19 protein-coding genes are annotated in these 22,220 nt (G+C 57.3%); 12 read left to right on the top strand and 7 right to left on the bottom strand.

Annotated features, from left to right (window positions below):
- Nucleotides 1-116: 116 nt before the first annotated feature.
- Both SADFL11_RS16425 and SADFL11_RS16430 read left to right on the top strand, forming a co-directional pair.
- A complete protein-coding gene (locus SADFL11_RS16425) occupies nucleotides 117-1,334 on the top strand; it encodes an acyl-CoA dehydrogenase (protein ID WP_081450536.1) in 1,218 nt (405 codons plus the stop codon).
- A 53-nt stretch (nucleotides 1,335-1,387) separates the two neighbouring features.
- Entirely contained in the window at nucleotides 1,388-2,569 is a 1,182-nt protein-coding gene (locus SADFL11_RS16430; protein ID WP_008196471.1) for an NAD(P)/FAD-dependent oxidoreductase, read from the top strand.
- 27 nt (nucleotides 2,570-2,596) lie between these two features.
- Here SADFL11_RS16430 and SADFL11_RS16435 read toward each other — a convergent pair whose 3' ends face one another.
- Nucleotides 2,597-3,538 carry an N-formylglutamate amidohydrolase gene (locus tag SADFL11_RS16435; RefSeq protein WP_008196238.1) on the bottom strand — a complete coding sequence of 314 codons (942 nt, stop codon included), beginning with the start codon at nucleotides 3,536-3,538 and terminating at the stop codon, nucleotides 2,597-2,599.
- A 371-nt stretch (nucleotides 3,539-3,909) separates the two neighbouring features.
- Here SADFL11_RS16435 and SADFL11_RS16440 point away from each other — a divergent pair, with 371 nt between their 5' ends.
- Nucleotides 3,910-5,088 (top strand): pyridoxal-phosphate-dependent aminotransferase family protein, encoded by a 1,179-nt coding sequence (locus SADFL11_RS16440; RefSeq protein ID WP_008193403.1) that lies wholly within the window; start codon nucleotides 3,910-3,912, stop codon nucleotides 5,086-5,088.
- A gap of 50 nt (nucleotides 5,089-5,138) precedes the next feature.
- On the opposite strand, the gene pap is transcribed toward SADFL11_RS16440, so the two are convergent.
- Nucleotides 5,139-6,605: a polyphosphate:AMP phosphotransferase gene (gene pap / locus SADFL11_RS16445; protein WP_040451266.1), complete on the bottom strand. Its 1,467-nt coding sequence runs from the start codon at nucleotides 6,603-6,605 to the stop codon at nucleotides 5,139-5,141.
- A 216-nt stretch (nucleotides 6,606-6,821) separates the two neighbouring features.
- Here pap and SADFL11_RS16450 point away from each other — a divergent pair, with 216 nt between their 5' ends.
- Nucleotides 6,822-8,861, top strand: coding sequence for a bifunctional DedA family/phosphatase PAP2 family protein (locus SADFL11_RS16450; RefSeq protein WP_008191102.1), 2,040 nt, complete (start codon nucleotides 6,822-6,824; stop codon nucleotides 8,859-8,861).
- A 1-nt stretch (nucleotide 8,862) separates the two neighbouring features.
- Here SADFL11_RS16450 and SADFL11_RS16455 read toward each other — a convergent pair whose 3' ends face one another.
- Nucleotides 8,863-9,912, bottom strand: coding sequence for a DUF1176 domain-containing protein (locus SADFL11_RS16455; RefSeq protein WP_040451264.1), 1,050 nt, complete (start codon nucleotides 9,910-9,912; stop codon nucleotides 8,863-8,865).
- A gap of 159 nt (nucleotides 9,913-10,071) precedes the next feature.
- On the opposite strand from SADFL11_RS16455, the gene SADFL11_RS16460 reads away from it, so the two are divergent.
- From SADFL11_RS16460 to SADFL11_RS16480, 5 genes are all read left to right on the top strand, one after another.
- A complete protein-coding gene (locus SADFL11_RS16460; protein ID WP_134853062.1) occupies nucleotides 10,072-10,500 on the top strand; it encodes a YeeE/YedE family protein in 429 nt (142 codons plus the stop codon).
- Between the two features lie 2 nt (nucleotides 10,501-10,502).
- Nucleotides 10,503-10,943: a DUF6691 family protein gene (locus SADFL11_RS16465; protein WP_008195179.1), complete on the top strand. Its 441-nt coding sequence runs from the start codon at nucleotides 10,503-10,505 to the stop codon at nucleotides 10,941-10,943.
- A gap of 38 nt (nucleotides 10,944-10,981) precedes the next feature.
- On the top strand, nucleotides 10,982-11,875 hold the full coding sequence (locus tag SADFL11_RS16470; RefSeq protein ID WP_050776021.1) for an MBL fold metallo-hydrolase: 894 nt from the start codon (nucleotides 10,982-10,984) through the stop codon (nucleotides 11,873-11,875).
- Nucleotides 11,876-11,901: 26 nt separating this feature from the next.
- Nucleotides 11,902-13,578 (top strand): bifunctional protein tyrosine phosphatase family protein/NAD(P)/FAD-dependent oxidoreductase, encoded by a 1,677-nt coding sequence (locus SADFL11_RS16475; protein ID WP_040451262.1) that lies wholly within the window; start codon nucleotides 11,902-11,904, stop codon nucleotides 13,576-13,578.
- A 131-nt stretch (nucleotides 13,579-13,709) separates the two neighbouring features.
- Complete coding sequence (locus SADFL11_RS16480; RefSeq protein ID WP_008190753.1) at nucleotides 13,710-15,494, top strand: SulP family inorganic anion transporter; 1,785 nt, start codon at nucleotides 13,710-13,712, stop codon at nucleotides 15,492-15,494.
- Nucleotides 15,495-15,519: 25 nt separating this feature from the next.
- Here SADFL11_RS16480 and SADFL11_RS16485 read toward each other — a convergent pair whose 3' ends face one another.
- Nucleotides 15,520-16,008, bottom strand: coding sequence for a hypothetical protein (locus SADFL11_RS16485; RefSeq protein ID WP_040451260.1), 489 nt, complete (start codon nucleotides 16,006-16,008; stop codon nucleotides 15,520-15,522).
- A 141-nt stretch (nucleotides 16,009-16,149) separates the two neighbouring features.
- Between SADFL11_RS16485 and SADFL11_RS16490 the strand changes: the two genes are divergently transcribed.
- The 3 genes from SADFL11_RS16490 to SADFL11_RS16500 all read left to right on the top strand — a co-directional run bounded on the left by SADFL11_RS16490 (nucleotide 16,150) and on the right by SADFL11_RS16500 (nucleotide 18,428).
- Nucleotides 16,150-16,659, top strand: a complete 510-nt coding sequence (locus SADFL11_RS16490) for an MmcB family DNA repair protein (RefSeq protein ID WP_008195810.1) — start codon at nucleotides 16,150-16,152, stop codon at nucleotides 16,657-16,659.
- Nucleotides 16,660-16,725: 66 nt separating this feature from the next.
- A complete protein-coding gene (locus SADFL11_RS16495; RefSeq protein WP_008191002.1) occupies nucleotides 16,726-18,285 on the top strand; it encodes an FAD-binding domain-containing protein in 1,560 nt (519 codons plus the stop codon).
- Complete coding sequence (locus SADFL11_RS16500; RefSeq protein WP_008193559.1) at nucleotides 18,282-18,428, top strand: DUF2256 domain-containing protein; 147 nt, start codon at nucleotides 18,282-18,284, stop codon at nucleotides 18,426-18,428. Before SADFL11_RS16495 ends, SADFL11_RS16500 begins: the two co-directional genes overlap by 4 nt.
- A gap of 94 nt (nucleotides 18,429-18,522) precedes the next feature.
- On the opposite strand, the gene xylA is transcribed toward SADFL11_RS16500, so the two are convergent.
- The 3 genes from xylA to SADFL11_RS16515 all read right to left on the bottom strand — a co-directional run bounded on the left by xylA (nucleotide 18,523) and on the right by SADFL11_RS16515 (nucleotide 22,217).
- Entirely contained in the window at nucleotides 18,523-19,842 is a 1,320-nt protein-coding gene (gene xylA, locus SADFL11_RS16505; RefSeq protein ID WP_040452712.1) for a xylose isomerase, read from the bottom strand.
- 12 nt (nucleotides 19,843-19,854) lie between these two features.
- Nucleotides 19,855-21,306 carry a xylulokinase gene (gene xylB / locus SADFL11_RS16510; RefSeq protein ID WP_008195461.1) on the bottom strand — a complete coding sequence of 484 codons (1,452 nt, stop codon included), beginning with the start codon at nucleotides 21,304-21,306 and terminating at the stop codon, nucleotides 19,855-19,857.
- 143 nt (nucleotides 21,307-21,449) lie between these two features.
- Entirely contained in the window at nucleotides 21,450-22,217 is a 768-nt protein-coding gene (locus SADFL11_RS16515) for an ATP-binding cassette domain-containing protein (RefSeq protein WP_008197073.1), read from the bottom strand.
- Between the last annotated feature and the right edge of the window lie 3 nt (nucleotides 22,218-22,220).

The raw sequence follows: 22,220 nt of genomic DNA on the forward strand, positions 1-22,220 counted from the left end.
ATTCGCTTTTCTGCAAACATAAATCACGCAACTCTAGCTAAAATAGAATGATCTGCCTTGAACAAGGCGCCTTGAAACGATTGCGGCCAGCACCTGATTGGCCCGGGAGATCTGTTATGAATGCACCGGCAAATGTGAAATCAGCCCCAGCTGGCGGCGGCGTTTTCGACTGGCAAGACCCATTCCATATGCGCGACCAGCTGAAAGAAGACGAGCAGCTGATCATGGACACGGCGCGGTCCTATGCACAAGAAAAGCTGCTTCCGCGGGTCATCGAGGCCTACCGCGAAGAAAAGACCGATCGCGAAATCTTCAACGAAATGGGTGAACTCGGCCTGCTGGGCGTTACCCTGCCAGAAGAATATGGCGGCTCGGGTGCCTCCTATGTTGCTTACGGTCTGGTGGCCCGGGAAGTTGAGCGCGTTGACAGCGGCTACCGCTCCATGATGAGCGTTCAGTCTTCCCTGGTGATGTACCCGATCTACGCTTACGGATCTGAAGAGCAGCGGAACAAGTATCTGCCGAAACTCTCCAGCGGCGAATATGTCGGCTGTTTCGGTCTGACGGAGCCGGATGCCGGATCCGACCCGGCCGGTATGCGCACCCGCGCTGAAAAGATCGACGGCGGCTACAAGCTGACCGGCTCCAAAATGTGGATCTCCAACTCGCCGATCGCGGACGTCTTTGTTGTTTGGGCAAAGTCCGAAGCTCATGACGGCGCAATTCGCGGCTTCGTCCTGGAAAAAGGCATGAAGGGCCTGAGTGCCCCGAAAGTTGGCGGCAAGCTCTCGCTGCGCGCTTCCATCACCGGCGAGATCGTGATGGACAACGTGGAAGTTGGTGAAGGTGCCCTGCTGCCGAATGTATCAGGTCTTAAGGGCCCGTTTGGCTGTCTTAACCGGGCCCGCTACGGAATTTCCTGGGGCGCGATGGGCGCTGCCGAAGATTGCTGGACCCGCGCACGCCAATATGGTCTCGACCGCGAACAGTTTGGCCGCCCGCTGGCACAAACCCAGCTCTTCCAGAAGAAGCTGGCCGACATGCAGACCGAGATTGCACTTGGCCTCCAGGCGGCACTCCGTGTCGGACAGCTCTTCGACGCCGGTCAAATGGCTCCGGAAATGATTTCCATCGTCAAGCGCAACAACTGCGGCAAGGCGTTGGACATCGCCCGCCAGGCCCGCGACATGCATGGCGGCAACGGGATTTCCGAGGAATACCATGTCATGCGCCACGCCCAGAACCTGGAAACGGTCAACACCTATGAGGGCACGCATGATGTTCATGCGCTGATCCTTGGCCGTGCACAGACTGGCTTGCAGGCATTTTTCTAAGAACTGAATTTTGAGGCGGGCCGTCTGGCCCGCTTCCTTCTTCTGGGGGCTATATGGCGAACCAAACCGCGGATGTCGTGATCCTTGGCGGAGCCGTCATGGGCTCTTCCGTTGCCTGTCATCTTGCCCAGCGCGATGACTTTTCAGGGCGCATAATCGTTGTTGAGGCAGATCCCTCATATGAGATCTGCGCCTCTGCGCGCTCGGCAGCATCCATCCGCCAGCAATTCTCCAGCGCGATCAACATCGAGATCTCGCTCTACGGCATAAAGTACCTCCAGGGGATCGGCGCCCAGCTCGCGGTTGATAGCGACCGCCCTGTGATTGACCTTCATGAAGGCGGGTATCTCTTTCTGGCAACGCCGGACAAGCAACACATCCTCCAGGAAAACCACCGACTGCAGCAACAACTGGGCGCAGACATCGGATATTATGATGTTGATGGCCTTGTTGCGAAATTTCCATGGCTCAATACGAGTGATCTGGCTGCAGGGTGTCATGGCCTCACGGGTGAAGGTTGGTTCGACGGCTACGGCTTGATGCAGGCCTTCCGCAAGAAGGCCCGGTCTCTCGGCGTGGACTATCTGTCCGGAAAAGCTGCGATCGATCAGGAAACCGGTGGAAACTGGTCTGTGCGCCTCCCCGATGGTGCCACTGTCTCAACGCCGTGTGTAGTGAATTGCGCTGGAGCCTCCGGCGGCACGGACCTGTGCCGCCAGGCCGGGATTGAGGTGCCGATCGTTCCGAAAAAACGTTGCGTGTTCACGTTCGAATGCCGGGATGACCTTGCGAACTTCCCGCTTCTCATCGACCCGACCGGGACTTATGTCCGCCCGGAGGGCACAGGTTACATCTGCGGGTCCGCACCGCCAGCAGATCAAGACCCGGACGCGACTGATTTCGATGTCGATTATGGGCTCTTTGAAGAACACATCTGGCCCGTTCTCGCCAATCGCGTGCCCGCCTTCGAGGCAATCAAGCCGGGCGCTGCCTGGGCTGGCACCTACGATATGAACCTCTTTGACCACAATGCGTTTTTGGGCGGAGTAGCGGGCGTTGACGGGTTTTACATGGCGCTTGGATTTTCCGGTCATGGACTGCAGCAATCGCCCGCCGTCGGCCGCGGACTATCAGAGTTGATTGCTGCGGGCAGCTATCAGACGCTGGATCTCACGCCGCTGGCGTTCGACCGCTTGGCAGCTGATCGTCCGATTGTCGAGAAAAACGTGGTCTAGGGTCTTCTCCCTGCAAACAATCAGCTCCTATTCGGCAACCTGAAGCATTGTCGGCGGTTGGCCAGGCCGTTCGCCTGCAGGCCCATGGGTGTCATTGGCGGCTTCGTCTTCCGTCAGTGGGCTCACAGCTGTTTCCTGCTCCTGTGCAGCCGATGGCTGGCTTGAATAAGACCGACTGTTCTCCATGCGCGCCCAGTCGATAGCCCGCGAAAAAGTGTCCTCAAGCAAATTTCCCAAGCGTTGTACCCGGCTCTTGTCAGGCTCAAAGGGCGGAGATTCGTGGCGCAAATAGGCTCGCTGAGCAATCAAAAGCGACAAGGCGTGAAGGCCGCGCTCCGGTCTCCCATAGGTCCGCGTCAAATGACCGCCTTTCACAAGTTCATCGACACCGACCGTGTATCCCTGCTGGCTCTTGAAGGAGCCGACGACCAGGTTCAGCAAATCGGGATCGCAGGCCGTCCCTTCTGCACTGCCAACACTGATGACCGGCAGGCCTTTGTCCGTCACACCTTTGATATGAGATCGCATGGACTGGCAATCGACCACGATCACCTTGCGGTGCATCCTCGACACACGAGACACCTGCTGCTGAACAGCCTTTTCGAAGGGCCGTGCAAACAACAGGACCCGTTGCTCGACTTCTGTTGCGCCCGGTTCTTCCCCGTCCAAATAGATGCGCTTGCCATCAAGGGTGGTCACCGGGCACAGCGCAGTCTTCGGGTCTTCGGCGGCGCTCAAAGGAGTTTCAGAATCCCGATCAAGGTCAATGACATAACGGGAAATCGTTGAGCGGATAATCGTTGCATCAAGGTCGGAGGATAACCGCAGGACGTCCTCAAGACGCCAGGACAAGTCCGTCTGCAACCGGCCGGTCGCATTCAGCCGCTTTCCGATCACTGCCGGCACATCTGTACCGGTGTGCGGCAAACACAAAACAAGAGGGCTGGCCCCCTCTTCGACCATAATCATACTGCACCGCCCAGTTGACGATCTTATCCAGCGATCAGCTTGTATAATTTCCTTTACGGAAACAAGACAGATTCCGAAGAAACAGACCCTGAATTTGTCCTACGAAACAATCACAGCCTTTCCGGCGAACGAGCATTGGCATCTGCGCGACCGAAATAGCCACCAAAAGCCTGATTTTCATCACCTGAATTCACCATTAGGCATTTTTTTGCTCTAGGCTTGCATCTATGCTTCCATTGGAGCAAAAAACATGCACCCTTGACCCAAAGCCTCTGGCGCGCAATTGTGAAGACTGACCCGCCCGGCCCGTCCGGCCGCACTCATTTCAGCTCATTCGGGGCTCTGCCCCTGTTTTAAAAGAGGATGCCGCCATGCCGCTGCGATATGGCAAGGAATTTTTGATGATTCCGGGACCGACCAATGTCCCTGAAGAAGTCTTGAGGGCCATGCACCGGCCAGCGATTGACATCTATGAAGGCCCCTTGCTGGAAACCACTGATGCTTGCCTTTCCGGCCTGAAACAACTTTTCCGGACCGAGGGCAAGACGTACATCTACGCTGCCAACGGTCATGGTGCCTGGGATGCCGCCCTCACCAACACACTCAACCGGGGCGACAAGATCCTCGCGCTTCACTCCGGTTTGTTTGCAGCCGGTTGGGGAGAGGCCTCAAAGCTCCTGGATTTGAGTGTGGAGGTTTTGCCCGGGACTTGGCGCGCAGCGGTCGATCCGGACAAACTCGAGGCGCGCCTAAAGGAGGATAGCGGTCACGAGATCAAGGCAATCCTTGTTGTTCAGGTTGATACAGCCTCCGGAGTCTGGAATGACATTCAGGCTCTGCGCAAAGCTATTGATGCGGCCCAGCACCCTGCTCTTTTCATGGTCGACACCATCGCATCGCTCGGATGCATTCCGTTCGAAATGGATGAATGGGGGATAGACGTCGCCTTGACCGGTTCCCAGAAGGGATTGATGTCGCCACCAGGCCTTTCCTTTGTTGCCGCCGGACCAAAGGCCGACAAGGCACACGAAACCGCCAATCTTCGAACCAACTATTTTGACTGGACGTTCCGGCAGGGTTCTGTTCATTACCAGAAATATTGCGGCACACCGCCGGAGCATCTGCTGTTCGGGTTCCGGAAAGCGCTCGATCTTGTGTTCGACGAGGGTCTTGAGCAGGTTTGGAACCGCCATACGCTCCTGGCTGATGCGACCAGGGCGGCCGTATGCCAGTGGGCCAAAGGCGGTGTTTTGGAATTCAACATCGAAGATCCGCGCCATCGCTCCGACAGTGTCACGGTGGTTCGGCTCAAGGATACAGATCCCGAGCCACTGCGCGACTTCACCAAGGAAGTTTGCGGCGTCACCATCGGAGGAACAATCGGAGAGCTTTCCAATGAGGGCATCCGGATTGCCCATATGGGTCACGTGAACGCTGTCATGACGCTCGGTACGCTGTCCGCGATCGAGCTCGGCCTTGCGAAGCTTGACATTCCTCATGAAAAGGGCGGCGTTCAGGCCGCGATCGACACTCTGGCCGGGGCTCTTTAGAGCGCCCCGTGACAATCCAGGGTCGGGCTCACAAATGAGCCCGGCCAAGTTTACAGGACTTCATCCAACCGGTCGCAGATGGTCTTCAAAACCTTGACCCGCGCGTGTTTTTTGTTTTCCGCAGAAACCAGCGTCCACGGGGCATAATGGGTTGAAGTTCGGTCGACCATATCGCCGGCGGCAATGGCGTACTGGTCCCATTTAAGACGGTTGCGCCAATCCTCGTCAGTGATCTTGTGCTGCTTGTACACGGTTTCCTCGCGGGCCTTAAACCGCCGGAGCTGTTCTTCTTCTGAAATGGCCAGCCAGAATTTGCATACAGTATATCCGAAGTCCGTGAGCTCCTGCTCGAACTCGTTGATCTCGTTGTAGGCGCGCAGCCAGTCATCGTGTCCCGCAAAACCCTCCACACGTTCAACAAGAACCCGCTCGTACCAAGACCGGTCAAAAATCGCGAAGTGTCCTTTTCGCGGTACGCGGCGCCAAAACCGCCAAAGATAAGGGCGTGCCTTTTCTTCATCGGTCGGCGCCGAGATCGAATGCACCTTGTAGATCCGTGGGTCTAGCGGCCGGATCAAACGACGGATGGCGCCGCCTTTGCCAGCCGCATCATTGCCTTGAAAAACGAGGACAACACCCGTCTTTGACATCGACTTGCGGTCTGAGAGTTCGGAGAGCTGGTCCTGATACTTTTTTCTGAGCTCTTCGTATTCGGTCTTCTCCAGTGTCTCGGTCAAATCGATTGCGTCGACCGCGGTTTCCCGTTTCAGCCCACCCACCACAGGCGGCGCTGCGACTGAGGTGGGCTCGCCATCTTCAAGCTTGAGCTGCATGGATCTTGCGACGGTCTGCCCAAGAGCTACGTCGCGGTACTCCGGATCTTGCGAGGGGATCACAAACCAGGGGGCAAACCCCATACTGGTTTCCAGGATGATTTTCTCGCCGGTTTCACTGGCTTTCTTGTGGTGCTTCAAGGCAGCCCAATCTGCCAAGACATGCCGGCCGGCACTCTTCTTTTCGACCTTTTTCAGACGTTCCTTTTGAACATCCTTGGGAAGGACAAACCAGAACTTGAGGATGAGAACGTCCTCGTTCGCCAGCATCTCCTCAAAACGCCTGATTCGTACCAGGCCCTTCTCGAAAGCATCCTCGTCGATCTTTTTGTAAATGCGGTCGCGCAACAGGGACTGATACCAGCTGCCGAAAACAATCGCGGTTTCTCCCTTGGCTGGAAGGTCCCGCCAATAGCGCCACAAGGGCGGACGCAACCGGGCCTCATCCATGGGTTCACCATAAGCGTTGCAGACGAGATGCCGTGCATCCATCCAGCCATAAAGCCGCGCAACCGCCTCGCCCTTGCCGGCACCATCAAGGCCATCAACCAGGATGAGTGTGGAGAACTGCTGCTTCTCAATCACCGGAAGCTGCGCCGCCAACAGGGCCTCCCGAAGTTCCGGTTCAAGTTTCTTGAAGGACTTTTTGGTCATTTTTTGCGGCATGCGGGCAGATTCGAACATTGCGTCCTCCGGTCACGAACCATGAAACCACATTGTGAAACAGCAAACCTGAAAAAACCACTCCATCGATGGAACCGGACATAATACGCGAAGGGAAACTGAATTTTCCCTGTTGGAGGATACGATCAGCACATATATGAAACCCTGCCCGCAACCGAATTTCACGGTGCTAGGTTATAACAGTGCCAGTTCCTTCTTAGAGACCGCCGGATTTCCGTGACAGACTTCCTTGATCCCATCCTGCATTTCATCGCCGAGAACCCGTCGCTTGCCGGGTTGATCTGCTTTTTGGCAGCCATGGGCGAAGCCTTGTTCCTGATTGGATTGTTTGTTCCAACCACTGTTGTTTTGGTGGGCGCGGGCACCCTGGTCGGCCTGGGAAAACTCGATTTGATGCCGCTGCTCGTCTGGACGACGCTTGGCGCAACCGCAGGAGATGCGATCTCCTATTGGATCGGCTGGGCCTTCAAAGACAAGATCAAAAGCATGTGGCCGCTGAACAAGTACCGCAGTGTGGTCGAAAGCGGCGAGGAATTCTTCAAACAACACGGCGGCAAAAGCGTCTTTATCGGCCGCTTCGTTCCAGGTGTGAAATCCGTGGTTCCGGGCATTGCCGGCATGGCCGGTATGAATTTCACCCGGTTCTCGGTGGTCAACTTCACCTCCGCAATCGCGTGGAGCGTGGCGCACATTGCGCCGGGCGTCATTGCCGGGTCAGCACTTCATGCGATCGGTCAGATCAGCGGCCGCCTTGCACTGGTTCTGGGCGCTCTGCTGCTCGTGATCTTCCTGGCGGTCATGCTGGGCCGATGGTTGATCCTCATTATTCTGCCCCTTTTTCCTAACGCGCACTCGGCCATCGCACACTGGTTCGCCCGGCGGCCTGACCGCATCTCTCAATGGATTGGACACAACTTCGATCCGGCTCACCCCCGCTCAGCAGGAATGCTGGCCTCGACAGTGCTTATCCTCATCACGATGCCGGCTTTCTTCTGGCTGGTTGGTGAGGTCGCTCCAAACGAACCGATGGTTCGCGCGGACCTTGCCATCCTGAACCTATTTGACAGCCTCAGAACGCCGGTCGGTGACAAGATCATGGTCTTCATGACCACGCTTGGAGATGGCATCGTGGTGACCGCGATTGCAATCGCTGTGGCATCCTATCTGTTATTCCGAAAGGCTTGGCGCCGCGGCATCGGCTTTGTCATCGCGATTGCCGGCACGGCCATTTTTGTGCCTGTGCTGAAATTGATGCTGCACCGCTCCCGGCCCATGGAGCTTTATACCGGGGCCGATTCCTTCAGCTTCCCGAGCGGCCATGCCACGCTTAACACCGTCCTGTTCGGTATCTGCGCAGTCCTGATTGCCCATGACCGCAGCCGCTGGGTGAAGGCAGGTATTTTCACAGTCACTGTCGCCTATGTCATCACCATCGGGTTCTCACGGATCTATCTTGGTGCACACTGGATGTCGGATGTGTTGGCCGGGTTGTTGTTCGGCACGGCCATCGTGTCCGCCTTCGCCTTCGTGTTCGGCCCGATCCACAACGAGAAAATCGGCCGCTTGACCCTCACGGCGATCGTGTGCGGCATGCTTGCCGGGTTTGGTGGCTGGCATGTCGCCAGGTCCTTCGATGCTGGGCTGGTCACTTACGCGCCGCAGGTCCACAAAGAGATCCTGCAGGCGAGTGACTGGAGAGACGGGACATGGCAGAGCCTCCCTGCAAATCGCATCGGAATTGACGGGGAAACCGAGGAACCGCTTGTCATTCAATACGCCGGTCCACTTGAAGCTTTTGCTGACATTGCTGCGAAAGACGGCTGGGTGCATCCGCCAAAGTGGTCACTGTCGACCGCAGGCGGCTTTGTGGAAGGGGAAACCCCACCGGATTCTCTCCCGATCCTGCCGCGCAGCCAGAATGGGCGCCAACCGGACCTGATCCTGATCCGCAACGATGCCGATGGCGATGGCGCAGAGGGCGGACGCTGGGTCATGCGTTTATGGCCAAGCCGGTATGAAGTCCTCGAAGGCGGGACGCTGGAACCACTTTATCTTGGCAGCGTCGTCCACGAGGATATTCTGAGACCCATGGGTGAGTTCTCCGGTCCCAAAATGGACCGAGAACTTCCCGGTGTTGAAGTCAATCCGGCCCGTCTCATACCAGGTGCCGAGACCCGGCAGCGCGCGAACCTCACCCATGTTGTGCTGGCGCGCCTGCCTGAACCTCCCGGCCTTTCAACTCCGGCTGCAGACTGAGTTATTGCGCCCGGTAGGCCAAAGGCCAGGTGTTGGGTTCAGGCGCATTCCCGTCACAATCGATCTTCTCGCGATACTCGAGAAGTTCCAGCTCAAGGACTTCGCCTGGACCATCGATCAGGCGAAATACCTGATAGACGCCGCAATCGCCCGCGCCGCGGCCGAATGCTGTGGTTTCAATGTGTCCGGACGATCCCAACACCTTGGCATTCATGGCTGAAAAGTTCTGGTTGCCCTCCAACCCCGGAGGATTGGGCAAGGTCAATAACTCACCCCAGTCTTGCGGCGGGTTCTGAGTTACTGCAAAGACACCGGAACCCTGATAGGCACCTTGAAAGCAAGGGATTTGCCACATCAGATAATAATCGTTGATCACATAACGCGCGCCCGACCAGGCAAACTGGCCATCGATGTCGCAGGCATCGCTCGCGTAATCGCGCATTTGCTGGCGCAAAACAGCCGGGATTTCGGACATATCTGCCAAGTATCGCTCGTAACCAATCGGAATACCTGCAGGCAAGTCCGGGCTGGCTAAGGCCGTCTGTGGTTGCAATGCGGTTTTCGGGCAACCGCTGACCCCTTTGGCGTTCGCCGTGAATGGCAGTTTGCCCTTCTGGATGACAGTGACCTTGGCTTTGTCGAAATAAAAGGCGTCATTTCGGAACGTGACTTCGAGAAGTTCGATCTGGACTTTTATATCCCGGTCATCGCTTGCGAACAGATATTGAGTGCCATGGCCTTCGATGGGTTCGCCGCCATAGACGAGCTCGTTTACGCTGTAGAACTTGTCCCCGATCTCCACCAAACCCGGTCCCGTAAAACCATCGCTCTCCTGATTGGCATGGAACAGATACGCGTAATCGTCTGTCTCAGGGTCACGGTTCTGCTGCCAGAACGACAAATGACACGGAGAAATTCCACCGACAATTTCGTCTTTTCCGAAAAGTTTCAACGGCAGTTTGTAGGCATCCTCATCTGCATAGGCTTGCAACGATTGTAGACACGCGAACGTGGAAAACACCAATACAGCCAACAAGTTTTGCGTTTTCATAGCCCCTCCGACGCTCAGAATTCATCTGACCATGCCGGATTTTCCGCCCTTTGGCCAGCACGCGCTTTCCCTAAGGAAACTCTGGGCAGTCACTTAATTCCCCGCTTGCATCTTTTGTCTTATATTCATATATTCGAAAATAACGTAATGAGGATTCCCATGACCGAATTCACACCCATACTCAGCTTCTCAGGCGGCCTGCTGATCGGACTTGCCGCCGTCGCCCTTATGGCTGTTCATGGCCGCATTGCCGGGATCAATGGCATTGTCGGCGGGCTGCTGAGCCTGAACATCAATTCAGACTGGGCGTGGCGCGCAGCCTTTATCGCCGGCATGGTCGCCAGCCCACTGGTCCTGCTTGGCGCTACCGGGCAACTGCCAGAAATCAGCATCCCATCTTCGCCTGCGCTTTTGCTTGCCGGAGGGTTCTTAACCGGTGTCGGGACCACGCTCGGCTCGGGCTGCACCAGCGGACATGGCGTTTGCGGGATGTCCCGCCTGTCCGCCCGCTCTATCGTTGCGACCATGACGTTCATGGCAACCGGCGGTGTCACAGTTTTCCTCATCCGTCACGTGTTTGGAGGCTAATCATGATCCGGCTTCTTTCAGCATTCGCGATTGGCCTTGTTTTCGGGACAGGCATTTTGATTTCCGGGATGGGCAATCCGGCCAAGGTTCTGAACTTCTTCGATGTCGCAGGGACCTGGGACCCAAGTCTTGCCTTCGTCATGGGCGGTGCCCTGACGGTTGCCGCAATTGGATATCGCCTTGCTTTCCGCATGAAGTCTCCGGTCCTCGCCGCTGAGTTTTCTCTGCCGACAAAAACAGATCTGGATATGAAACTGATCGGCGGATCGGCTATCTTCGGCATAGGTTGGGGCATGAGCGGCTTCTGCCCCGGTGGACTGGTTCCGGTCCTCGGCCTCGGATTGAGCGGCCCCTTGCTGACTGGTGCGGCGATTGTCGCAGGGATTTTGGTGGCACGCTGGATCACAACACTGGGGTCACGCCCCAGTCCGGCCCAAGCCTGAGAATAGAACTGGCAAAGCCAGACAACGGGAGACACACAATGAGTTCCTCGAACTATCCGGTCGATATGGCCATCATTCCGGAGGTCAAAGCCTTTTTTGACCCAGCCACAAACACGATCAGCTACGTGGTCAAGGATCCGGCTTCAAATGCCTGCGCGGTCGTCGACAGTGTGATGGACATCGACTACGCGGCCGGCCGTATCACGTACGATCATGCCGATGAAATCATCACCTACATTCAGGACAATGACCTGGATCTTGAGTGGCTGATTGAAACGCATGTTCATGCCGATCACCTGTCCGGCGCGCCGTACATTCAGGAAAAACTCGGCGGAAAGCTTGGCATCGGTGAACAGATCACCGTTATTCAGGAGACCTTTGGCAAGGTGTTCAATGAAGGCACCGAGTTCCAACGCGACGGCAGCCAGTTCGATCGCCTGTTCAAGGATGGCGACACGTATCAGATCGGCGAAATGACCGCCTTTGCCATGTATACACCCGGCCACACACCGGCCTGCATGGTGCATGTCATGGGCGATGCGGCGTTTGCGGGCGACACCTTGTTCATGCCGGATGGCGGATCTGCGCGCGCAGACTTTCCGGGCGGGGACGCCGGTACACTCTATGATTCCATCCAGAAGGTTCTCGCCCTTCCGGACGATATGCGCCTGTTCATGTGCCACGATTACGGCCCGAACGGCCGAGACATCGCCTGGGAAACCACGGTAGGCGATGAAAAAGCGCACAACATTCACGTCGGCGGCGGCAAGACACGGGAAGAGTTCGTCCGTTTCCGGACCGAGCGTGATGCCCAGCTGGATATGCCAAAGCTCATCATTCCGTCCCTTCAAGTGAACATGCGCGCCGGAAAATTGCCGCCCGCTGATGAGAGCGGAAAAACATTCCTGAAAGTGCCGGTTAACGGGCTCTGATTGACAAGAAACGGGAGGCGGCAGCCATGCAGGTGGCATCCATCGACAAGCAGATTTCGGTTTGCCCGCAGATCATGCCGGAGGACGTGCCGGACATTGCACAGCAAGGGTTCCGGTCAATCATCTGTAACCGGCCGGATGGAGAAGCCGCCGACCAGCCGACATTTGAGGAAATCGAGGCTGCGGCCAAGAAATTCGGCCTTGAAGTCCGGTACCAGCCGATTACGGCCGGCAAGGTGCAGGATGAAGATGCCGATGCCTTTGGCGAGCATCTGGCCTTGCTGCCGAAACCGGTTCTTGCCTACTGCCGGACCGGGACCCGCTCGGCAACGCTTTGGTCTCTGTCTCAGGCAAATACCTTGCCGGTCGCCGGTATTCTGACAAAAACCAAAGCCGCTGGTTACGACATGGCAGGTGTTGTCCGCCGGATCGCAAATGGCGGGCGGACACCGACGGAAACTGCGGAAGATGCCCGTTTTGATGTCGTCATCGTCGGCGGAGGAGCTGCAGGGATATCGGTTGCGTCCAGCCTGCTGTCCCGGGACGATGATCTCGATATCGCCGTGATCGACCCGGCCGATGTGCATTACTACCAGCCGGGCTGGACCATGGTCGGTGGCGGCATTTTTGATGCCTCCGACACGGCTAAAACCATGGCTTCGCTGATCCCCGCAGGCGTTCACTGGCTGAAATCTGCCGTGGCCGCATTTGAGCCGAAGGACAATGCGGTCATTCTGGATGGTTGCCGCGTGGTGAAATACGACCGGCTTGTGGTCTGCCCGGGGTTGAAACTGGATTGGCACGGCATTGAAGGTCTCGTCGACACGCTCGGCAAAAACGGCGTGACATCCAACTACCGGTATGACCTTGCGCCCTACACCTGGAAACTGGTGCAGGAGATGACGTCAGGCCGGGCCGTGTTCACCCAGCCGCCAATGCCGATCAAGTGTGCGGGCGCCCCTCAAAAGGCGATGTACCTTTCGGGGGACCACTGGACCAAATCAAGGCGCATCGACAACATCGACATCCAGTTCATGAATGCCGGCGGAGTCCTCTTTGGCGTGAAAGACTATGTCCCCGCCCTCATGGACTATGTAGAGCGCTACGATGCGACCCTAAATTTCTTCCACAATCTGATCTCGATCGATGGCCCCGCCAGGAAAGCCCGGTTTGAGATCAAAGAACCTGGGACGGATCCGCTGCAGGTCGATGTTGAATTCGACATGATCCATGTAACGCCACCGCAGACGGCACCGGACTTTGTTCGCGTCTCGCCGCTGGCCGATGCTGCCGGCTGGGTCGACGTGGATCAGGCGACCTTGCGCCACAAGACCTATGACAACATCTGGTCGCTTGGCGATGTGATGAACGCGCCCAATGCGAAGACCGCAGCAGCAGCGCGCAAGCAGGCACCGGTGGTAGCGGAAAACATTATCTCGGACATCAAAGGTCACAGCGCAACGGCGCAATACGACGGCTATGGCTCCTGTCCGCTCACCGTTGAGCGCGGAAAGATTGTTCTTGCAGAATTCGGCTATGGCGGAACGCTGTTGCCGAGCTTCCCGCGTTGGCTGGTGGACGGGACCAAGCCAACGCGGACCGCGTGGCTTTTGAAGGAACGGATTCTCCCTCCGATTTATTGGCGCGCCATGCTGCGCGGCAAGGAGTGGATGGCCAGACCGGAAAAAGTCACGGCAGCCTAACCAAAAGAGCCTTCCACAGAGGCTTGCACCTAACTCTCTTTCGAGCCGGGAAACCGGCTCGATTTCTTTATGCAGTCTTCCCGGCGATGTGGCATGACCACGCCAGAGTTCTTGATACCATCAGGCAGAACATGAGCGGATTGAAGCGTTACTTCCCCATCCTTGAATGGGGCAAAACCTACGACAAGACGACAGCAACCAGCGATCTGGTCGCTGCGGTCATTGTCACCATCATGCTCATTCCACAATCGCTTGCCTACGCCTTGCTGGCAGGACTGCCGCCGGAAGTCGGACTTTATGCATCGATCGCGCCGCTGGTGGCCTATGCCGTATTCGGCACCAGCCGGGCACTCGCCGTTGGCCCCGTTGCAGTTGTTTCCCTGATGACAGCGTCGGCCGTTGGACAATTCGCGGCTCAAGGGACCCCCGAATATCTCGGCGCTGCGATTGCCCTTGCGTTCATCTCCGGCTTGATGCTGGTTGTTATGGGGCTGTTCCGGCTCGGGTTTCTGGCAAACCTCTTGAGCCACCCGGTGATCTCTGGTTTCATCACTGCATCAGGGCTTTTGATTGCCTCCAGCCAGTTGAAACATATCCTGGGCGTTCCCGCCCACGGTCACACCCTCTACGAGATCCTGCTTTCGATCGCCGGGCATCTGGATGAGGTCAACTGGATCACACTTTCCATTGGCGCTGGCGCGACAGCGTTCCTGTTCTGGGTGCGCAAGGGATTGAAAAGACTGCTGCTCGGCGTCGGTTTCAAACCGTTTCTCGCCGATATCCTGACCAAGGCCGGCCCCGTCGCGGCGGTCGCTGTGACAACACTTGCCTCGGCAGTGTTCTCACTTGGCGACAAGGGTGTTCGGATCGTCGGCGATATCCCATCCGGCCTGCCCATGCCGCAATTGCCAAGTTTCGAAAGCGAACTATGGCTGGCTCTTGCGGGGCCCGCGCTTTTGATATCCGTGATCGGCTTTGTGGAATCCGTGTCCGTCGCACAAACCCTCGCGGCCAAAAAACGCCAGAGGATCGAACCAGATCAGGAACTCATTGGTCTTGGGACATCGAACATCGCCTCAGCGCTCTCCGGCGGCTATCCGGTCACCGGCGGATTTGCGCGGTCTGTGGTCAATTTCGATGCGGGCGCAGCCACACCGGCCGCCGGTGCCTATACCGCGGTCGGCATCGCACTCGCCACGCTCTTCCTGACCCCGCTTTTAACCCACCTGCCTCAGGCGACTCTGGCTGCAACGATCATTGTTGCCGTGCTTTCCTTGGTCGATTTCGGTGCCGTAAAGCGGACATTCGCCTATTCGAAAAGCGATTTCACCGCGATGGCGGCAACCATCCTCATCACGCTGTTTTTCGGCGTGGAACAGGGCGTTGTCGCCGGGGTCGGTCTTTCCATCGCGCTCTATCTTTACCGCAACAGCCGGCCGCATATGGCTATCGTTGGCGTGGTGCCCGGCACGGAGCACTTTCGTAATATCGATCGGCACAAGGTCGTGACCGGAGAACGGGTCCTGACATTGCGGGTCGATGAAAGCCTGTTCTTTGCCAACAGCCGGTTCCTGGAAGACAAGATCTACGCTCTTGTCGCGGACCGGCCGAATATCGAGCACGTCGTGCTGATGTGCCCGGCGGTGAATGAAATTGATGCCAGCGCTCTCGAAAGTCTGGAAGAAATCAATCACCGGCTGTCCGATTCCGGCGTTTCCTTTCATCTGTCTGAGGTCAAGGGGCCTGTGATGGACCGGCTGAAACGGACGGATTTGCTCAATCATCTAACAGGCCAGGTGTTCCTCAGCCAGTATGATGCGCTGGTCACACTGGACCCTCTGACGGCGCACATTTCAGAATCGCACACTCCAAAGAAAGCCGCGCGGTCCAATGTTTGGGCCGGACCAGAAATCTAAGTGGCTCGACTTCGAAACTGGACGATCAGTTGTCGCTGGACTGTGCAGATTGCAGGACGGGTTGAATGGCTTCACAGAACCGGAAATGCACCGGAGCCCGCTCGCCCTCCTGCACGATGAGGCCATTGGTGCCGCGCGGCTGTACGGTCACCAACTCGATCGCTTCGCCGCCATCATTCAAAAGGCAATTGATCGCGGCCCGCTGGGTGAATTGCTTGTCCTTTTCAGCCCCATAAACCTGACAGATGCGGCTCGGCGTTTCCAAAAGCCCGCGATAAATCGCAATGGCGGCGCCGGGGTCATTGCGGTCGATCCGGGGTGCAGGACAATTGCTCAGATCGCGCACCCAGATGCCTTGCGCAAAATCTGCAAATCTCAGGTCCAGGGTCTTGCCCTTGAGCAACGGTGCAGAGCGTGGAACAGACCTTTTGAGATCGCCCTTGCCAGCCATGGCTGGCGCGGCTGCCACAGCTGCAGCAGCACAAAAACACGCAGCGATAACCCAACGGTTCATAACCACTTCCCCTCCTTAAGAGCTGTTCCTCCGTCCGCGCAGCTCCCTTTGCAAGTGTGATGGAGACAGTTTTCGTTTGCCACGTCAACTTCTGCGATTCAGCTGCTTGCATTTTTCGAACATAAATGGAACAAAAGTGGAATGAAAACCGATATCCGTTCAGAAGGCAGCCGGATAGAGCTCGATGATCCGCTCGCGGACGGCCGGCAATCGGAAACAGCACTGAAGGTATGGCGCGGCGCGGCCCGGCTGATGCGGCAACGCAAGTTTGCCTGCGCAGCGGAAGTCACGCTGGCCTCAGCACGCCGTGCAGATCTGTTGGCGCTTGGACCTAAACATGAACTTTGGATTATCGAAGTGAAATCGTCGGTGGCCGATTTCCGAACCGACCATAAATGGCCGGACTATCGTCAACACTGTGACCGGTTCTTTTTCGCAACGCACCCGGATGTCCCGCTGGACATCTTTCCTGAGGAAGCCGGCCTGATCGTATCGGACGGGTTCGGTGCAGAGATCTTGCGCGATGCGCCCGAACACAAGGTTGCTGCGGCAACTCGAAAGGCCGTCACTTTGCGTTTTGCCCAGCATACGGCACACAGGCTGCACGCCCTTGTCGATCCGGAGGTCCGTCACCTGAACGACAGTCTTTAGGCTAGCGCTACAAATCCAGCATTCTGTTGCCACGTATATCTCCAGTAACAAATCACCTGGGTGCCCGTGTCAGAGCCAATCCACATCGTCTGGTTTAAGAAAGATCTGCGTGTTTTCGATCACGAACCGCTGAAACGTGCCAGCCTGCAAGGCCCCGTTCTGCCGCTTTACGTGATTGAACCGGACCTGTGGGATCAACCGGACATGTCGGCCCGCCATTACGCGTTTTTGTCTGAGTGTCTTCAGGACCTGGACCAGGAACTCTCCCGCCTTGGTAAGCCCTTGCTGCTCCGGACTGGCTCGGTGACGGATGTGTTGACGTACATTTCGGAGCGTTATCGCATCGCCGGTCTCTGGTCCCACGAAGAAACCGGCAACGGCTGGACGTATCAACGGGATAAGGCGGTTGCTGCCTGGTGCCGGGCCAATTCTGTCCCCTGGACGGAGTGCCGCCAGACAGGTGTCATCCGGCGGTTGAATTCGCGCAATGGCTGGGCCGGGCAATGGGATCGATTTATGGCAGAGCAGCCGATTGACCCGCCCGCACTCAGACCCTTGTCCGGCTTGACTTCAGGTCCACTGCCCAAAGCTGCTGACCTCGGACTTGCCGCGGATCCCTGCCCGGATCGGCAGATCGGGGGTCGCGTGGCAGCTCTGGAAACTCTGGAAAGCTTCTTGTTCACCCGCGGGAAACCCTACCGTGCAGCCATGGCCACACCGGTGAAGGCATTTGAAGCCTGCTCACGCATGTCGCCTTACCTCACTTTCGGAACAATCTCGATGCGGGAAGTGGCGCAGGCCACATGGGCGCGGCAAGCTGAGTTGAAGCGGTCGGATTTCAAGGGCCGCAGCACATGGCAGGGGGCAATGCGTTCCTTTTCAGGCCGCCTGCACTGGCACTGCCATTTCATGCAGAAGCTTGAGGACGAGCCGCGCCTCGAATTTGAAAACCTGCATCGCGCCTATGACGGCTTGCGGCCTTCAACGCCCGATGCGGAGCGGCTTCAAGCCTGGCAACGCGGTGAGACCGGACTACCATTTGTCGATGCCTGCATGCGCGCACTGACCGCGACCGGTTGGATGAACTTCCGGATGCGGGCCATGCTGACAGCGGTTGCGAGCTATCACCTATGGCTCGACTGGCGCCAACCCGGCCTGCATCTGGCCCGCCTCTTCACCGATTATGAGCCAGGCATTCACTGGTCGCAGATCCAGATGCAATCCGGCACCACCGGGATCAACACAATTCGGATCTACAATCCGGTCAAACAAGGCAAGGATCAGGATCCGGACGGTATTTTCGTCAAACGCTGGGTCCCGGAACTCAAAGACATCGATCCGGCCCTTATCAATGAACCCTGGAAAGCGGAGAACGCCGGAAAGGTTCTCGGAAAAACCTACCCGTTTCCCGTTGTCGATTACCTGTCGGCAGCTAAAGAGGCACGGGACAAGGTCTGGGCCGTGCGCAAGGGACAAGCGTTTCGATCGGAAGCCTCCGGGATCCAGACCAAGCACGGCAGCCGCAAGAGCGGGATCCCCATGCGCGGGCAGGAAAAACCCCGCCGCCGCACCCGGAAAGCCGCTGCCAATCCGGATCAGGCCGATCTTTTCGGAGACGCTACATGAAAATGCGCCGCAAAGCCGATCTGTCGCAGAAAATCTGCGCGGCCTGCGGACGGCCGTTTGCCTGGCGCAAGAAATGGGCGCGGGACTGGGATGAGGTCAAATACTGTTCCGAGCGCTGCAAACGCGACCGGAAGAAAGTGTGACTCTCCTTCCCTGAACGCTTCCCCGGCCTTGAGTCGGGGCCGCTATGGTTTTGGTCCCGGCCCAAGGCCGGGACAGCAAACGTCGTCTGGAAAATCAGACAAAAAGGTTCGCAAGGCTCTCCAGATATTCCTGTTTGCCGGACACAGGTTGCGGCTCAAGATCCTGTGCATGTACCCGTTCGGCAAGCGCTTCAAGAGAACTGCCGCCCTTAAGAACTTCCTGGTTCTCCAGCTTTTTCCACCCCGCATAGCGGTCCTCGACAAAGCCTTTCATACGGCCATCTTCGATCATGGCCGCTGCCGCCTTAAGACCGCGCGCGATCGCGTCCGCAGAGCCCACATGTGCCTGGATCAGATCCACCGGATCGAGGGATTGGCGCCGCAACTTGGCGTCAAAATTTGTACCGCCGGTCGTGAAGCCGCCCGCCATCAGGATCTCATAATAGGCCAGCGCCAACTCGGGCACATTCATGCCGAAATGATCGGTGTCCCAACCGCACTGGTAATCGTTCCGGTTCATGTCAACCGACCCGAAAATCCCCAGTGAGCGGGCCATATGCAGCTCGTGCTCGAACGAATGGCCAGCAAGGATTGCGTGACCCTGTTCGATGTTCATCTTGACCTCGTTTTCAAGGCCGTAAGCTTTCAGAAAGCCGTAAACGGTTGCAACATCATAGTCATACTGATGCTTGGACGGTTCCTGCGGTTTGGGTTCGATCAGAATCGCGCCCTTGAAACCGATCTTGTGCTTGTATTCGACCACCATGTTGAGGAAGCGGCCGAGCTGGTCCAGTTCCTGTTTGATGTTAGTATTCAGCAAGGTTTCATACCCCTCGCGCCCGCCCCACAGAACATAGTTGGCGCCGCCCAGGCGTTGGGTGACATCCATGGCGTTTTTGACCTGGGCTGCCGCATAAGCAAAGACATCCGGGTTCGGATTGGTCGCAGCCCCGGACATGTAACGGCGGTTGGAGAACATGTTGGCTGTTCCCCAAAGAAGTTTCACGCCGGTCTCCGCCATCTTCTTTTCAAAGATGTCGGCAATTGCATTCACGTTGGCATTGCTTTCCGCCAGCGTTTTGCCTTCCGGTGCAATATCGCGGTCATGGAAGGTGAAAAACGGCATTCCGAGGATCTGGAACATCTCAAAGGCCACATCGGCTTTGAGCTTTGCCTGTCCCATCGGATCCCCGCCTGCTGCCATCCAGGTTCGGTTGAAGGTCTCGCCGCCAAAAGGATCAGAGCCCGGCCAGCAGAAATTGTGCCAGTAACATACGGCCAGCCGCAGGTGATCTTCCATCCGTTTTCCAAAGACGACTTCGTCCTTGTTGTAGTGGCGGTAGGTCAGCGGATCGCGGCTTTCCGGGCCGACGAATTGGATCGGCTGCAGATCGCCAAAAAATCCTGTGCTCATGAACATATCTCCTTAAAAACCAGCCTGCTTGAAAGCCGGATACAGATTTTGCCAGCGCTGATAAGCATCGGCGTAAGCGGGAATAAGGGTTGGGTTGGGATCAATGGTTGTTCGAAGGGCGGGCTTGCCGAAGACACCTTCCGTGGAACCCAGGGCAGCAGCCTGACCCAGGCGGGCAGCTCCAAGAGAGGCCCCGAAATCGCCGTCGACAGGCACGTCGATTGGCACTTCCAAAAGGCTGGCAATGATCTCCAGCCAGACCTCAGATCTGGACCCGCCGCCAACAGCCAACAAACGGTCAACGTTCGTGCCGGCAGCGGTCAACGCACCAAGGCAGTCTTTCAACGCGAAGGCCACCCCATCCAGAACGGCATGGGTCAGCTCAGTATCGCCCGTCTCATGGGAAATCCCGGCGAATCCGGCCCGGATCGCTACGTCATTGTGGGGCGTCCGCTCGCCTCCGAGATACGGCAGGAAAGAAACATCTGACGGCCCAGCCGCGCTCCCAAGCGCAGCCGTCAACTCCCCTGGCGCCTTCTTCAGCCGGCTTGCCAGCCAGTTGAGACTGTCGGTCGCCGACAGGATCACGCCCATCTGGTGCCAGGTGTTTGGCACGGCATGACAAAAGGCATGGACAGCATTTTCCACATTCGGAGAGAAGCGATCATTGGTGACAAAGAGCACTCCCGACGTGCCAAGCGAGACAAACCCGGATCCCGGCTCCACCGCCCCGACCCCGCAGGCGGATGCGGCGTTGTCGCCACCGCCGCCGGCAACAACCGGAGCCTTTTCAAATCCCCAGCGGGCACACAAATCCGATAACACTTCGCCTGAGACGTCCGACCCCTCCACGAGGTGCGGCATGTTCTGGCGGGTCAAACCTGTGGCCGCCAAAAGCTCATCGCTCCAGTCGCGCTTTGCCACATCCATCCAGAGCGTTCCGGCGCTGTCGGACATGTCCCCGGCATAGACCCCGGTGAGTTTAAAACGCACATAGTCCTTGGGCAGCAGAACCATGTCCGTCTTTGCGAAGACCTCAGGCTCGTTCTCACGCACCCACTGCAACTTAGGCGCTGTGAAACCGGGCATCACCCGATTGCCGCCAAGGCTCAGGAACTTCGGTTCTGCCGATTCAAGATCCGCGCATTGATTTGCGGACCGGCCATCATTCCACAAGATGCAAGGCCTCAATGGCTTGCCATCTGCGTCCAGCAGTGTCGCCCCATGCATGTGACCTGACAATCCGATGCCTCTCACAGCGGCCATCTTTGAAGGCACTTGCTGCTTCAAACTGTCGAGGACCGTTTCGCAGGCGGTCCACCAGCTCTCCGGATCCTGTTCGGACCAGCCCGGGTGCGGACGCTCAACCGTCAGCTCTGCCGTTGCGGAGGCCACAAGTCCTTGGTTCTCATCCAGCAAAATCGCTTTGACCGAACTGGTACCAATATCAAGGCCAATAAACATGAGGTGCGTTCCTCATTTAGGTTTCAAAAGAATGCCGAAGCCTCAACCTTGAGGCTCGGCATTGGCAAATCGTCCGAATTGACCCAGACAATGATTGCGGTCAATTCGAGGGATGACCCGCGCCATCGCGCGGGCCAAAAAGTCTATCCGACTACCGTGTCGTCAACAATTGCGCCCGGTCCAGGTGTCGCGCCCGGAGGGCACTTGCCCAAGATGATCATGCCGAGGACATCATCATCGGTGACATCGCCAGTCTTTGCCGTTCCGACCAGCTGGCCGTTCTTCATGACGGCAATCCGGTCACATAGCTGGAAGACATCGTGGATGTCGTGGCTGATCAGGAAGATACCGAGGCCCTGCTTCTTCAGCTCCTGAATGAGCTCGGCCACCATCTGGGTTTCATGCACCCCAAGCGCCGCCGTCGGCTCATCCATAATCAGGATCTTGGCGTTGAAGTAAACGGCGCGGGCAATTGCAACGGACTGACGCTGCCCACCGGACAAGGCTTTCACCGGCGCGTGGAACTTTTTAAAGTTCGGGTTGAGCCGGCCCATGATCTTGCGGGTTTCCGCCTCCATGGCATCGTCGTCGACAAACCCGAGCGGCGAGGTCAACTCCCGGCCGAGGAACAGGTTCGACGCTGCATCGAGATTGTCTGCCAGCGCAAGCGTCTGGTAGATGGTCTCAATGTTCTGGGCCCGCGCATCACGTGGCGAATGAATATGCACTTCATTGCCATTGATGCGGATCTCACCGCTGTCGGCCTTGTAGGCCCCGGACAGGATCTTGATCAGCGTCGATTTGCCGGCACCGTTGTGACCCAGAAGACCAACCACTTCGCCGGGAAAAAGATCGACGGAGACATGGTCCACTGCGCGCACCCCACCAAAGGAGATGCACATGTCTTTCATTTC

The sequence above is a fragment of the Roseibium alexandrii DFL-11 genome (assembly GCF_000158095.2).
GTDB classification, from domain to species: domain Bacteria; phylum Pseudomonadota; class Alphaproteobacteria; order Rhizobiales; family Stappiaceae; genus Roseibium; species Roseibium alexandrii.